Origin of the sequence: Actinomadura miaoliensis (genome assembly GCF_039536785.1) — a bacterium.
GTDB lineage: Bacteria > Actinomycetota > Actinomycetes > Streptosporangiales > Streptosporangiaceae > Spirillospora > Spirillospora miaoliensis.
On sequence record NZ_BAAAZG010000019.1, the window covers coordinates 187,635 to 201,889 of the forward strand.

Consider the following 14,255-nt stretch of genomic DNA (forward strand, 5'->3'; position numbering starts at 1 on the left):
ACGGCCGGTGAGAAATGTCGGAGGTGGACGCTTTTCTGTCGCTAAGGTGGCTGACCAGCCGCCGGACGACGACGGTGGCCGAGCGGCCGAGGGGCAGGAGGGCATACGGGGTGGAGCAGGCGTTTCAAGTAGATCTTCGGGGCGTGGTCGACCTGCTCAGCCGCCATCTCTACTCCAGCCCTCGGGTGTACCTGCGGGAGCTGCTGCAGAACGCGGTCGACGCGATCACGGCGCGGGGCGGCGCGGGCGGCACGGTGCGGATCGAGACCGGCGGCGGACGGCTGCGCGTGCACGACGACGGCGTCGGGCTGACCGAGGACGAGGTGCACCGGCTGCTGGCCACGATCGGGCGGTCGTCCAAGCGGGACGAGCTGGGCTTCGCCCGCCACGACTTCCTGGGGCAGTTCGGCATCGGGTTGCTGTCGGCGTTCCTGGTGGCCGACGAGATCGAGGTGGAGACCCGGTCGGCGAGGTCGGCCGACGCGGCGGCGGTGCGGTGGACGGGCCTGGCCGACGGCCGGTACCGCGTGGAGCCGGGCGGGCGGGACGAGCCGGGCACGACGGTGACGCTGCGGCCCCGTCCCGGATCGGCCGAGCTGTTGGAGCCGGCGGTGGTGGGCGAGCTGGCCCGGGCGTACGGGTCGCTGCTGCCGGTCACCGTGACGGTCGACGGCGTGGAGATCACCGGGGACGGCGCGCCGTGGCTGGCGGCGCATCCGGATCCGGCGCGGCGCCGGCGCGCGCTGGACGCCTACTGCCGCGAGCTGTTCGGGTTCGAGCCCTACGACGTGATCGACCTGGACGTGCCCGAGGCGGGGCTGACGGGTGTGGCGTTCGTGCTGCCGCACGCGGTGTCGCCGACCGCCCGGGGCGCGCACCGGGTGTATCTCAAGCGGATGCTGCTGGCCGAGAGCGTCGAGGGGCTGCTGCCGGACTGGGCGTTCTTCGTCCGGTGCGTGGTGGACGCGGGTGAGCTGCGTCCCACCGCGAGCCGGGAGGCGCTGTACGAGGACGAGCTGCTGGAGTCGGCCCGGCGGGCGCTGGGCGAGCGGCTGCGGCAGTGGCTGGTGCGGCTGGCCGAGACCGACCCGGTGCGGTTGCGCGGTTTCCTGCGGCTGCACCGGCTGGGCGTCAAGGCGATGGCGCTGCATGACGACGAGATGCTGCGGATCGTCGACCGCTGGCTGGAGTTCGAGACGTCGGCCGGCCCGATGACGCTGGCCGAGTTCCGCAGGCGGCACGCCGAGGTCCGCTACACCGCCAGCGTGGAGGAGTTCCGGCGGCTGTCGGCGGTGGCGGGCGCGCAGGGCGTGGGGCTGGTCAACGGCGGCTACGTGCACGACACCGAGATCATCGAACGGCTGCCGGACATCGACCCGGACGTGGTGCCGCGCCGCCTGGAGCCGGCCGAGCTGACCACCCACTTCGGCGTGGTGGACCCGGCTGCCGAGCTGGCGCTGCGGCCGTTCCTGGCGGCGGCGCAGCGCGCTGTGGAGCGGCTGGGCTGCGAGGTGGTGATCCGCGACTTCGACCCGGCGTCGCTGCCCGCGCTGTACCTGACCAGCCGTGCCGCGCAGCACCAGCAGGAGCTGTCGCAGGCCAGGGAGATGGCCGACGACCTGTGGTCGGACGTGCTCGGCGCGCTGAACAGCGCCGTCGAGTCGGACCGGCCGCAGCTCGTCCTCAACCATCGCAACCCGCTGACCCGGCGCGTCACGGCACTGACCGAGGACGGCCTCATTGAGCTGGCCGTCCAGGGTCTGTACGGGCAGGCGCTGCTGCTGGGGCAGCATCCGCTGCGCGCCGCCGACACCGCCGTTCTCAACCGTTCGTTCCTCGGCCTGCTCGACTGGGCCGTGCACAACCCGGAGGCCGGAAGTTGAGCACCGATGACGTCTACGAGCTGATGGCGCGGTCGGAGGAGCTGCCGTACGGCGAGGCCAAGACGGTGCTGGTGGAGGACGCGCTGCGGCGCGCCGAGGCGGCGGGCGACGACCACCTGGCGTTCCGGGTGCGGATGTCGCTGACCACCGCCTACCAGTACGGCGGCGAGCCGGCCAAGGCGTTCACCACGTTCAGCCGGTGCCTGGCCGACCACGACCGCGACCCGGGCCGCTTCGACGCGGAGGAGCGGCTGCTGTGGCACTTCAAGTGGATCGTCAACTCGCTGACGCTGTTCCCCGAGGTGCCGCTCGACCGCACGTACGCGGTGCTGGACGACATGGAGCGCCGGTACCGGGCCGGCGGGCACAGCCCGCAGGCGGTGTACCACTACCGCAACGCCGTGGCTAGGCACGTGGGCGACCACGACGCCGCCGACGAGTGGTACGCCAGGTGGCACGCGGCGCCGCGCGACGGGTTGTCGGACTGCGAGGGCTGCGACCCGACGGGCATGGTGCGGCACCTGGAGGCCCGGGGGCGTGACGAGGAGGCGCTGGCCGTCGCGGCGCCGGTGCTGAGCGACGAGCTGAACTGCAGCGAGCAGCCGCAGGGCATCCTGACCGCGCTGCTGCCGGTCTACCTGCGGGCGGGCCGGCTGGAGGAGGCGCGCGACGCGCACCGCCGCGCGTACCGGCTCGTGCGGTCCAACGTGGCGGACCTGTCGGAGATCGGCGAGCACGTGTGGTTCTGCGCGGTGACGGGCAACGAGCCGCGCGGGTTCGAGATCCTTCAGCGGCACCTGGGGTGGCTGGACCGGGCGCCGAGCCCGTACGACGCCATGCGGTTCGCCGCGGCGGCCGCGCTGCTGCTGCGCCGGATGGAGGAGGCGGGCGCCGGGGACGTGACGCTGCGCCGTCCGGGCGGGGCCGGTGAGGTGAGCGCGGCGGAGCTGCGGGTGGAGCTGGCGGGACGCGCCCGCGAGGTCGCGGCCCGCTTCGACGCCCGCAACGGCACCTCCTACCAGGGTGAGCGGATCGAGCGGCTGCTCGCGGACGAGCCGGTCGTCGAGCACCTGCCGCTGACCGCCCACGACCGCCGGCGTCCCGCCGCGGCGCCGGTCCGGCCGGAGCCGGAGCCGCCGCGGGGCCGTGACCTGTCCGGCGTGACCGACCTGGACGCGCTGCTCGACGCGGCCGAGGAGGACCGGTCGGCGGACGACGTGGACGGGGCGCTGGCGGCGTGGCGGCGGTTCGACGAGGTGGCGGGCGACGGTCCGCTCACCACGTCGCAGGCGGCGCGGCGTGCCGACGGCCGCGGCCTGGAGCTGCTGCTGAACGGCGACCACGAGGCCGGGCTGGCGGAGTGGCGGCGGGCGGTGTCGCTGTTCGCCGAGGCGGGCGACCGGGTGCGCGAGCAGAGCGGGCTGAGCCGGATCGGCGCGATCCTGTTCGGGACGGGCGAGCAGGACGAGGGCATGGCGCTGATGCGGGCCGCCGCCGCCTTCCTCGACGAGCACGACGCGGGGTCGCCGCGCGCGTTCGGCGCCCGCATGCGGTTGGCCGACGCCCTGTTGCAGAGCGACCGTCCGGAGGAGAGCCTGGCCGCGCTGGACGGTCTGGCGCCGTCCCGTCCGCGGGACGCCGGGGAGGTGGAGCTGCACCGGGGCCGCGTGTTCGGCGTCCTCGGCCGCGGCGCGGAGGCCGTCGCCGCGTTGCGCCCGGCCTGCGCCGCCTTCCGGGAGGCCGGGCAGCCGGGCCGTCTGGCCGAGGCGGCGTTCCTGCTGGGCCGGGTGCTGGCGTACGGCGACGAGCGGGACCCGGACGCCGCTCTGGAGGCGTTCGACGAGGCCGTCGCCAACGCGGCCGCGGGCCCGCCCGGGCTGGTGCCGGCCGCGCACGCCGAACGCGGCTCCCTGCTGCTGGCGTGCGACCGCGCCGCCGACGCGGTCCCCGACATGGTGGAGGCGGTGGCCGAGTTCACGGCGCTCGGCGGCCAGTCGCAGGCCGCCTACGCCCGTGTCGACCTGGCCGCCGCGTACCTGACCACGGGACGGCACTTCGAGGCGGCGGAGGTCGCCGAGGAGGCCGCGCCCGTGCTGGCCCGGATGGACGACCCGGGCGCCGAACGCCGCTGCCGGTTCATCCTGGGGCACGCCCAGCGCGGGCTCGGCGAGGAGCAGGCCGCGGAGATCTTCACGGGGCTGGCCGAGGAGGAGGACGACCCCGGCGCGGCCGCGCGGCTGCTGGAGACGGCCGCCGACGTGCTCACCGACCTGGACAAGGACGCCCTGGCGGCCGACGGGTTCGTCCGGGCCGCGGAGGCGTTCGCCAAGGCCGGTGACCCGTTCGGGGTGGTGCGCTGCCGCCGTCGCGGCGCGCTGTGCCGCGCGTGGGGCGGCAACGGCGGCCGTGCCCTGGAGGAGATGGAGGTCGCCCGAGAGGCGCTCGGCGAGCTGCCGTCGGAGGGGTACGAGGCCGAGGTGGTCTGGGAGACGTCGGCGCTGGGCTACGACGAGGCCCGCATGCTGGCGAACCTGGGCCGGCTCGCCGACGCCCTGGAGCCGGCGGCGCGGGCCGCCGACGGGTTCGCCGCGATCGGCGCGGACGACGCCGCGCAGGCCGCCGCCCGCCTGCGCGACGAGATCCGCGAGCGGCTCTAGAGGAGGCGGCGGGCGCCGTCGGCGGCGACGGCGGTGAGGAACCGCGGCTCCTCCCATCCGCGCCGCTCGTAGGCGGCGCGGATCGCCTCGCTCACCCGGTCGACGCGGTCGGCCGGGGTGAGCACGATGGCCGAGCCGCCGAATCCGCCGCCGACCATGCGTCCGCCGCGCGCGCCGGCCCGCTGCGCCTCCTCGACCGCGACGTCCGCGCCCGGCCAGGAGATCTCGAACTGGTCGCGCAGCGACAGGTGGGAGGCGGTGAGCATGGCGCCGAGCTCGGCCGTCGCGCCCGCCCGCAGCAGCCCGACGGCCGCCTCCACGCGGTGGTTCTCGGTCACCACGTGCTGGACGCGGCGGCGCAGCACGGGATCGTTCAGGGCCTTCAGCGCGGCGGGCAGGTCCTTGACGTCGCGCAGCGCGGCGACGCCGAGCAGTTCGGCGGCCCGCTCGCATTCGGCGCGGCGGCGCCCGTAGTCGCCATCGACCAGCTCGTGGTGCATGCGGGTGTCGACGACGAGCAGGCGCAGGCCGCTGTCCTCCAGGGGGAGGGGGACCTGCGTGGACAGGCCGCTGCGGCAGTCGAGCATCAGCGCGTGGCCCGCCGTGCACAGCAGGGACGCCGACTGGTCCATGATGCCGCAGGGCATGCCGACGTACTCGTGCTCGGCCCGCTGAGCCAGCCGGGCCAGCTCCCGCCGGCCCGCCGGAGCCAGAAGGTCGGCAGCGCCGTACAGCTCGCACAGCGCCAGCGCGGTGGCGCACTCCAGCGCCGCCGACGACGACAGGCCCGCGCCCTGCAGCAGGTCCGCGTCGATCAGCAGGGACGCCCCGCCGATCGGCGCGGACGTGACGTGCTCGCGCAGCACCCAGGCCGTCCCGGCCGGGTAGGCGGCCCAGCGTTCCCGCTGCGGCGCCGTGTCGCGCCAGCGCCGCGCCTCGGGCGCGTGCGGGTCGACCGGCACGGTGACGACGGTGTCGGCGGCCTGCAGGGACCGCACCTCCAGCACGCCGTCGTCGCGGCGCGCCGCCGCCACCGACACGCCCTGGGGCAGCGCGAACGGCAGCACGAACCCGTCGTTGTAGTCGGTGTGCTCGCCGATCACGTTGACGCGGCCGGGGGCGCGCCACACGCCCTCCGGTGCGCGCCGGTACGCCTCGGTGAACGCGGCGGCCAGCGCGCGCGGGTCGGAGGCCGTCATCGAGCCCGCTGGGCGAACGCCCACGCGTCGGCGACCATGGCCCGCAGGTCCCGCTCGGGCTTCCAGCCCAGCGCCGACCTGATCTTGTCCGACGAGGCCACCAGCACGGCGGGGTCGCCGGAACGGCGCGGATGCGGCTCGGCCGGGATCGCGTGGCCGGTGACCTCCCGGCACACCTCGATCACCTCGCGGACCGAGAACCCGTTGCCGTTGCCCAGGTTGAAGATCTGGTGGACGCCCGGCTCGCACGCCTCCAGCGCCAGCTGGTGCGCCACGCCCAGGTCGACGACGTGGATGTAGTCGCGCACGCAGGTGCCGTCGGGCGTGGGGTAGTCCTCGCCGAACACCATGACCTTCTCGCGCTCGCCGAGCGCGACCTTCAGCACGTTGGGGATCAGGTGCGTCTCGACGGTGTGCCGTTCGCCCTGCACCCGCCCGCCTTCGAGCAGCGCGCCCGCGACGTTGAAGTAGCGCAGCGAGACCCCGCCGAGGCCGTGCAGCCGCGCGTACTCGGCCAGCGCGGTGTCGATGGCCAGCTTGGACGCCCCGTACGGGTTGGTCGGCCGGGTGGGGTCGGTCTCCAGGATCGGCGTGGACTCCGGCTCGCCGTAGGTGGCCGCCGTGGAGGAGAACACGATCCGGTTCACCCCGGCGCGGCGCATCGCGTCCAGCAGCGCCAGCGACTCGCCCAGGTTCTTGTCCCAGTACAGGCCCGGCTTCTCCACCGACTCGCCGACCAGCGACCTGGCCGCGAAGTGCAGCACCGCGTCGAAGCCCGCGCCGTCCAGCACGCCGAAGGCGGCCTCGCGCAGCGTGCCCCGCACCAGCCGGGCGCCCTCGGGGACGGCGTCGGCGTGCCCGGTGGACAGGTCGTCCAGCACGACGACCTCGTGCCCGGCGTCCAGCAGCTGGGCGGCCACGACCCCGCCGACGTAGCCGGCGCCCCCGGTGACGAGCAGCTTCACGTGTCGTTACCTCCAAGTTCGACGGATCCGCCCCGGCTGGTCGGCCGACGCGAGTGATCGGCTGCTCAAGGCTATCCGCGCCGCCCGAACCGATCCTGGGAAGACTCGCAACGATAGCCTGGCGACGCGGGCCGGTGGCGGACCTTCGGCGCGGGTACGTCCTGCGGAGGATCTCCGGCTCGAAGGGCGGACGGACAACCGACATGGACGATCGCAGCAGCGCCCCGCCGCCGCGCAGGCCCCGCGTCCGCCCGGACGCGGCCGCGGACTCCGCGTTCGGGAGCGGGTCCGAGCCGCGCCGCCCGCCTCCCGCGACCGCGCCGCCGGCGCCCGGGACGGCGGATCCGCAGCCGCGCGCCGAACCCGACGTGCTCCCGCCGTCCGCCGCCAGGCCGCGCGGCGCGGCCGTGGCGGACCGGCCGCGGCAGCCGCGCAAACCGGCCCGTCCCCTGGTGTGGCTGCTGTCGCGCTCCACCGACCTGGTCGTCCGGCTGGCGGGGGGCGATCCGGACGCCGTCCGGGAGGAGATCACCGCCGACCGGATGCGGGCCCTGGTGGCGGCCAACACCGAGCTCACCGACGACGAGCGGGCGCTGATCGAGGAGGTGTTCGTCGCGGGGGAGCGGCCGCTGCGCGAGGTTCTGGTGCCGCGCACGGAGGTGGTGTTCCTGGACGCGGCGCTGCCGCTGTCGAGCGCGGCCCGGATCGCGGCGGCCAGCCCGCACTCGCGGTTCCCGGTGTGCCGCGACTCCCACGACGAGGTGATCGGGTTCGTCCATCTGCGGGACCTGCTGGTGCCGGAGGTCGCCGACCGCTCGGTGCCGGTGGGGGAGCTGGTGCGTCCGGTGAAGTTCCTGCCCGCCTCGCAGCGGGTGCTGCCGGTGCTGTCGGAGATGCGGCGCGAGGGCCACCACCTGGCGATCGTGGTGGACGAGTACGGCGGCACCGCCGGGATCGTCACGCTGGAGGACCTGGTCGAGGAGCTGATCGGGGACATCCGCGATGAATATGATGTGCAGGACGCGCAGGCGCGCCGGCTGCACGGCGGGGTGGTCGAGGTGGACGGCCTGCTCAACCTGGACCAGTTCGCCGCGGCGACCGGCATCCGGCTGCCCGCGGGCCCCTACGAGACGGTCGCGGGCCACATCATGGCGGTCCTGGGACGCGTGCCCGCCGAGGGCGACGCGGTGGAGGCCGCCGGTCACCGGCTCGCGGTCGCCCGCATGGACGGCCGCCGGGTGGCCCGCGTGCGCGTCACGCCGGTGGCCCCTGCGGCACCGGCGGTCCCGTCAGCTCCGCACACCCCCGCGCGCGGGGGCGTCCCGCTCACCGGCGACCCCGAGGGGACTCCGGAACGTCCCGGACGTCCGGACGATCGTGAAAACCCGACGGCCGCCCCCGGTGACGACGACCCCCCGAGCCGGGTCTGAGAGAATCGGTCTGTGCATATGTCCGTAGCGCCCACTTCCGAAGGCACCGGCGCCGGGGCTGTGTCCGCCCCGGCGGTCCCGCGCGTGCTGTCCGGCATCCAGCCCACCGCCGACTCGTTCCATCTCGGCAACTACCTGGGGGCGCTGCGGCAGTGGGTGGCGATGCAGGAGACCCACCAGACCTTCTACTGCGTGGTCGACCTGCACGCCATCACGGTGAAGCACGACCCGGCGCTGCTGCGCCGCCGCACCAAGGTCGCGGCCGCCCAGTTGCTGGCCATGGGCGTCGACCCCGAGCGGGCCACCCTGTTCGTGCAGAGCCACGTCCCCGAGCACGCCGAGCTGAGCTGGATCCTGGGCTGCCTCACCGGGTTCGGCGAGGCCGGGCGGATGACCCAGTTCAAGGACAAGTCCGCCAAGCAGGGCACCGCCGGCACCACGGTCGGGCTGTTCACCTACCCGGTGCTGCAGGCCGCCGACATCCTGCTCTACACCCCCGGCCCCGGCGAGGGCGCGGCCGAGCGGGTGCTGCGGGTGCCGGTCGGCGAGGACCAGCGCCAGCACCTGGAGCTGACCCGCACCCTGGCGCAGCGCTTCAACCAGCGGTTCGGCGAGACGTTCGCGGTGCCCGAGGCCTACATCCCCGAGGGCGCCGCCAAGATCACCGACCTGCAGGAGCCGACCGCCAAGATGAGCAAGTCGGCGTCCTCGCCGCAGGGCATCATCGACGTGCTGGAGGAGCCGGGCCCGATGCGCAAGAAGATCATGCGCGCGGTCACCGACACCGGCACCGAGGTCCGCTACGACGAGGAGAACAAGGCCGGCGTCACCAACCTGCTGCGGATCTACTCCGCGCTGGCCGGCACGCCCGTGCCCGAGCTGGAGGAGCGGTACGCGGGCAGCGGCTACGGCCAGTTCAAGAAGGACCTGGCCCAGCTCGTGGTGGACACCTTCACCCCGATCCGTGAGCGCACGCACAAGCTGCTGGACGACGAGGACCAGCTCGACCGCATCCTGGCCGACGGCGCCGCCCGCGCCGGGGAGGCCGCCGCGCGCACGATGGAGGTCGTGCGCGACCGCGTTGGATTCGTGGGACGTGGCCACTAGCTCCCAGCCGACGGGGGGTGTGGGGGGTCGCCCGAGGAGCGGTCCCCCCGCAGGGAGAACACAGGGCGCAGGGGGCCACGAGACGCACGGCACGCGCACGATAGGGGTCGCGATCCCGATTCCGCACCCCTACGGGCGCGAGCTGCAGCGTGTCCGCGAGTCGTTCGGCGACCGTCTGGCGCCCGGCATTCCCACGCACATCACGCTGCTGCCGCCCACGCAGGTCGACGCCGCCGAACTCGGCGCCGTCGAGGAGCATCTGGCGGGGGTGGCGCGCACCGAGCGTCCGTTCAGGATCCGCTTGCGCGGTACGGGAACGTTCCGTCCCGTCTCACCGGTGGTGTTCGTGGCGCTGGCCGAGGGAAAGGACGGCTGCGCGCGCCTGCACACGAAGGTGCTGGCGGGCCCGCCGGGTCAGCGGCCGCAGTTCCCGTACCACCCGCACGTCACCGTGGCGCACCACCTGTCCGACGAGCAGATGGACCGCGCCGCCAAGGAGCTGGCCGACTACGAGGCCGCCTTCCAGGTGTGGGGGTTCTCCCTGTACGAGCACGGAGCCGACGGGGTGTGGCGGCCCCGCCGGCACTTCCTGTTCGGCTCCGGGGCCGCCGACTAGCCCGCCGAGCTGGGCGTTCGGAAGGGCCGTGCATCGAGGGGCAGCGGCCGGGTACGGTGCGTGCATGCGGCAGGCGATCAACGCGACGGTCGGCCTGGCCGCGGACCTGCGCGACCGGGCCGTGCGCCTGCTGAACGCCGCACGCGCCCGCTGGCGGTGGTTCGACCACCTGGGCCGGGCGTTCCAGCGCTACCAGGAGCGCCGGGGCGACCGGCTGGCGGCCGCCCTCACCTGCTACGCCTTCCTGTCGTTCTTCCCGCTGCTGGCGTTGGCGTACGCGCTGCTGGGCTACCTGCTGGGGATCAGCGAACAGGCCCGCGACTACTTCGTGCAGGCGGTCCGGTCGCTGCTGCCGGGGCTGGCCGACGAGCTGCACGTGGAGCAGATCGCCCAGTCCAAGACCGCCGCCGGGCTGATCGGCCTGGCCAGCCTTCTGGTCGTCGGGCTGGGCCTGGTGACCGTGCTGCGCGAGTCGCTGCGTGACATCTGGGGCAACAAGCCCGACCCGGACGCCAACATCGTCGTCCGCAAGCTCTGGGACGCCGGGGTGCTGGTGTACCTGGGCTGCATGCTGATCCTGGGCATGGTCCTGTCGACGGTCGCGGTGTCGGCCTCCAGCACGGTGCTGGGCTGGCTCGGCCTGGCGCACGTGCCCGGCGCGGGCACCGCGCTGTGGCTGCTGTCGGTGGCCGTGGCGATCGCGTCCAACACGGTGATCTTCCTGGTGCTGTTCTCCAGGCTCTCGGGCACCCGGGCGCCGTGGCGGACCATGCTGCGCGGCGCGCTGGTGGGCGCGGTGGGCTTCGAGGTGCTCAAGCAGGCCGCCTCGCTGCTGCTCGGGCACACCACCGGCAACCCGGTGTACGCCTCGTTCGCCGTCCTCGTCGGGCTCATCGTGTGGATCAACATCGTGGCCCGGTACGTCCTGTACGTCGCCGCGTGGACCGCCACCCGCACCGCCGTCCTGCACGCCGACCGCCGTGCCGACGAGGCCGCAGCCGCTGATAGGCAGGCCGCCGCCGGGGACGAGCCGGCGGAGAGCGAGAAGGCCGCCGCCGACGGGCCGGTGCCCGGCGGCAAGGAGCCCGCGGCGAGCGGCGAGGAGGCCGGGGGCGCCGCGGAGGAGCCCGCAGGCGCGCCCGACCGGGACGGGTCCGAGGCGGGCCGGGTCGGGTCCGTGGGGTCGCGCGAAACCGCGTCCTGAACTGCCTTAGCCGCGTCGGCGCCGGACGGCGACGAACACGAGCCCGGCCGCCAGCACCGCGCCGCCGGCGGTGCCCGCCATCAGGCCCCAGCCGCCCGCCGAGTCGCCGCCGCCCAGCGGCGTGTCGGCGAGCATCCCGCCGCTGCCGGCGTCCGCCTTCTTCGGCGTCAGGTCGCCGGGCGGCACCAGCGCGCCCACCGGCTTGACCTTGCCGCGCGCCTTGAACCCCCAGTCCAGCAGCTCGGTGGCGTACTCGGACGGCGGCTGGTCGGCCCCCATGAGCGAGATGTAGATCGTGTGGCCGTCGCGGCGGGCCGCCGCCACGAACGTCTGCTTGGCGGCGATGGTGTAGCCGTTCTTGCCGCCGAGCATGCCCCGGTAGGCGTGCGCCTGGCCCGGCAGCATCCGGTTGTGGGTGTGGATCGGGTAGCCGCCGACCTTCTTGCCCTTCTTGCGCTCCTTCTTGGTCGGCGGCGCGGGGAAGTGGTGGTCGATGGTCTCGACGTAGCGGCGGAAGTCGGGGTGGCGCATCGCCTCGCGCAGGATCAGCACCAGGTCGTAGGCGGAGGTGTGCTGCGTCTTCACGCTGAGGCCGAGGTCGCGGTCGAGGCCGTTGGGGGAGCCGGCGCGGGTGTCGCGGGCGTTGATCCGCCTGGCCTCGGCGTTCATGTCGGCCAGGGTCCGGTCCATCCCGCCGTTGGCCTCGGCCAGCGTCACCGCCGCGTCGTTGGCCGACATCATCATCAGCGCGTAGAACAGGTCGGACACCTTGTAGCTCATCTTCGGCGTCATGCCGACCTTGGTGCCCTCGACGTCGCACGCCTTCTGCGAGGGGCGCACCGTCTGGTCCGGCTTGAGCCTGGGGATCAGCGTCAGCGCGGTGAGGGTCTTGAGGGTGCTGGCGGGCAGGTAGCGGCCGTGCGGGTCCTTGGCGGCCAGCACCTCGCCGGTGTCGCCGTCGGCGACCAGGTACGACGCCGCCTTGATCTTCGGCGCCGCCGGGACGCCCGCGGCCGGGTTGACGATCGTGCCCTTGCCGCCGAGCTGCGCCCCGCCCAGCGGCCCCGCGGGGGCGGCCGTCGCCGCGCCGGACTGGACGGGGGGCGCCACGGGTTCGGCGGCGGCCGGGGGCGCGGCCAGGGCGGGGACGAGGAGGAGGGAGGCCGCGACGGGCGGCACGGCGATCGCGGAGACGGCGCGCGGTGGTCTTCTCATGGCTCCCCGATGGCGTTGTGTCCGAGTACGGTCCGCGGTTTCCGTGGACGGCGCTCCTGCGGTCCCGGGGGCGGTCCCCGTGACTTCACGAAGATTAAGCCACGATCGCGCGGCGTGTCCGGGAAGAGAATCACCGTCGTCGCACGCGTGTTCACGGTGGCGTGATACGGGCGTTCGCCGGCGCGTCGCCGGACCGTCCGCCGGGGCCGCCCGAACACAGGCGATCACGCATCGTCACCAGGTAGATTTAAGGTTGGACTAGTTCGTTCGGAGGGTGCTCTCCCGAACTGGCGTGACCGAAACGGGTCACAGATCGTGTCCGGTTGTCGTCCTCGTGGATCAAATGATCGGCGCCGGGCACGGAGCCCTGCGGCTCTTCGGCACCCGGCGCCATGATGGAGGGCAGTCCCGGCCTGGACCGACGCCTGGACCGGCGTTTGTCCAGGCTTAGTGACCCGCTGGCCGAATTGCGCCACGTGCCACGCATCGACCTGCAAGGATTGTGGACGGAGGTTGGCCGTGGCCATTGACTTCAACCCGTCCCGCGGCCCGACGCTGGGCGTCGAGTGGGAGATCCAGCTCGTGGACGCGGAGACCAGGCACCTGCGGCAGGACGCGCGTGAGGTGCTGGCCGCGCTGCCGTCGCTCAGCGAGGGCGGCGACGTCCACAAGGTCCGGCACGAGCTGATGGAGTCGACCGTCGAGGTCGTGACGGACGTGTGCCACACCGTGGGAGAGGCCAAGGACGACCTGGCCGCCACGGTGGCCGCGCTGCGGTCGGCGGCCGCCGACCGCGGCATCGCGCTGGCCTGCACGGGGACGCATCCGATCAGCGACTGGCGGGACGCGGTCATGGCGCCGGTGCAGCGCTACGCCGACCTCATCGAGCAGATGCAGTGGCTGGCCCGCCGGATCCAGACGTTCGGCGTGCACGTCCACGTCGGCGTCAGCGACGCCGACCGGGTGATCCCGATCGTCAACGCCCTGTCGGCCTACCTGCCGCATTTCCTCGCTCTCACCGCCTCCAGCCCGTTCTGGAGCGGCCACGACACCGGGCTGGCGTCCAGCCGCGCGGTGGTCTTCGGCCAGCTGCCCACGGCCGGACCCCCGCATCTGCTGGACGACTGGGCGGCATTCGAGGATTACATGGCGACCCTGCTGCGTGCCGGTACGATCCGCAGCATCAAGGAGGTGTGGTGGGACATCCGGCCGCACCCGGACTTCGGCACCGTCGAGATCCGGATGTTCGACGGCATTCCCACCCTGCGGGAACTGGGCATGGCGGCCGCGCTCTGCCAGAGCCTGGTGACGCTGTTCGACCAGCAGCTGGACCGCGGCTACACGCTGCCGCGTCCGGCGGCCTGGGTGGTGCGCGACAACAAGTGGCGCGCCACCCGCCACGGTCTCGACGCCATCGTCATCACCGATGACACCGGGAATACCACGCCGCTTCGCGACGATCTCTACGAACTGGTACGCGAACTCGAACCCGTCGCCGACCGGTTGGGCTGTACGGAGGAGCTCAAGGTCGCGGCGGAGGTCCTGGAACACGGGGCGTCGTACGAACGCCAGCGCGCGATCCGCGCCGAGGGCGGCACCCTGGAGAACGTGGTCGACGCCGCGATCGCCGAGTTCGCCGAGGACAGGTTCGTCACATTCGGGGAGGTTGCACATGTCGGGAACTGAGGGGCCCGCCGACCCGGCGGGCCGCGCCGGACCCGACGACGCGACCGGCCACGACCCGGACCGCGGGGTCTCGCGGGCGCGTCACGCGCCCGGGGCGAGCCCACCCAACACCGGACAGACCACCGGGCGGACGCCGTTCGGCTCCGCCATCGCGCAGGGGGCGCACATGACTCAACCGGGACCCGGGGTGATGCCCGGCCTTGAACCAGCGGCCGCCGCGGGGGCGGCGGGCGCGGGCGGCGGCGACGAGGCGCGGACCGCGCCGGGAGCGGCCGGGACCGCACCGCGCGGCG

10 protein-coding genes and 1 pseudogene are annotated in these 14,255 nt (G+C 74.1%); 8 read left to right on the forward strand and 3 right to left on the reverse strand.

From position 1 onward, the window contains the following. The first annotated feature begins 110 nt into the window (after positions 1 to 110). Both ABD811_RS16915 and ABD811_RS16920 read left to right on the forward strand, forming a co-directional pair. On the forward strand, positions 111 to 1,883 hold the full coding sequence (locus tag ABD811_RS16915; protein WP_344947998.1) for an HSP90 family protein: 1,773 nt from the start codon (positions 111 to 113) through the stop codon (positions 1,881 to 1,883). Then, positions 1,880 to 4,540, forward strand: coding sequence for a hypothetical protein (locus ABD811_RS16920; protein WP_344948001.1), 2,661 nt, complete (start codon positions 1,880 to 1,882; stop codon positions 4,538 to 4,540). Before ABD811_RS16915 ends, ABD811_RS16920 begins: the two co-directional genes overlap by 4 nt. Here ABD811_RS16920 and galK read toward each other — a convergent pair. Beyond that, entirely contained in the window at positions 4,537 to 5,739 is a 1,203-nt protein-coding gene (galK, locus tag ABD811_RS16925; RefSeq protein WP_344948050.1) for a galactokinase, read from the reverse strand. The genes ABD811_RS16920 and galK overlap by 4 nt on opposite strands. Further along, the gene (gene galE, locus ABD811_RS16930) at positions 5,736 to 6,704 is read right to left on the reverse strand and encodes a UDP-glucose 4-epimerase GalE (protein ID WP_344948004.1); all 969 of its coding nucleotides are present in this window, start codon (positions 6,702 to 6,704) and stop codon (positions 5,736 to 5,738) included. Before galE ends, galK begins: the two co-directional genes overlap by 4 nt. Before the next feature lie 203 nt (positions 6,705 to 6,907). Between galE and ABD811_RS16935 the strand changes: the two genes are divergently transcribed. The 4 genes from ABD811_RS16935 to ABD811_RS16950 all read left to right on the forward strand — a co-directional run bounded on the left by ABD811_RS16935 (position 6,908) and on the right by ABD811_RS16950 (position 11,061). Further along, entirely contained in the window at positions 6,908 to 8,134 is a 1,227-nt protein-coding gene (locus ABD811_RS16935) for a hemolysin family protein (protein WP_344948007.1), read from the forward strand. An 18-nt stretch (positions 8,135 to 8,152) separates the two neighbouring features. Then, positions 8,153 to 9,241, forward strand: coding sequence for a tryptophan--tRNA ligase (gene trpS, locus ABD811_RS16940; protein WP_344948054.1), 1,089 nt, complete (start codon positions 8,153 to 8,155; stop codon positions 9,239 to 9,241). A 19-nt stretch (positions 9,242 to 9,260) separates the two neighbouring features. Next, positions 9,261 to 9,857 carry a 2'-5' RNA ligase family protein gene (locus tag ABD811_RS16945; protein ID WP_344948009.1) on the forward strand — a complete coding sequence of 199 codons (597 nt, stop codon included), beginning with the start codon at positions 9,261 to 9,263 and terminating at the stop codon, positions 9,855 to 9,857. 64 nt (positions 9,858 to 9,921) lie between these two features. After that, positions 9,922 to 11,061, forward strand: a complete 1,140-nt coding sequence (locus tag ABD811_RS16950) for a YihY/virulence factor BrkB family protein (RefSeq protein ID WP_344948013.1) — start codon at positions 9,922 to 9,924, stop codon at positions 11,059 to 11,061. Positions 11,062 to 11,067: 6 nt separating this feature from the next. Here ABD811_RS16950 and ABD811_RS16955 read toward each other — a convergent pair whose 3' ends face one another. Further along, positions 11,068 to 12,276 (reverse strand): D-alanyl-D-alanine carboxypeptidase family protein, encoded by a 1,209-nt coding sequence (locus tag ABD811_RS16955; RefSeq protein WP_344948016.1) that lies wholly within the window; start codon positions 12,274 to 12,276, stop codon positions 11,068 to 11,070. Positions 12,277 to 12,795: 519 nt separating this feature from the next. Between ABD811_RS16955 and ABD811_RS16960 the strand changes: the two genes are divergently transcribed. Then, on the forward strand, positions 12,796 to 13,962 hold the full coding sequence (locus ABD811_RS16960) for a glutamate--cysteine ligase (protein ID WP_344948019.1): 1,167 nt from the start codon (positions 12,796 to 12,798) through the stop codon (positions 13,960 to 13,962). Next, positions 13,949 to 14,255, forward strand: a pseudogene (locus ABD811_RS16965) (hypothetical protein); the annotation flags it as partial. The gene ABD811_RS16960 and the pseudogene ABD811_RS16965, both read left to right, overlap by 14 nt.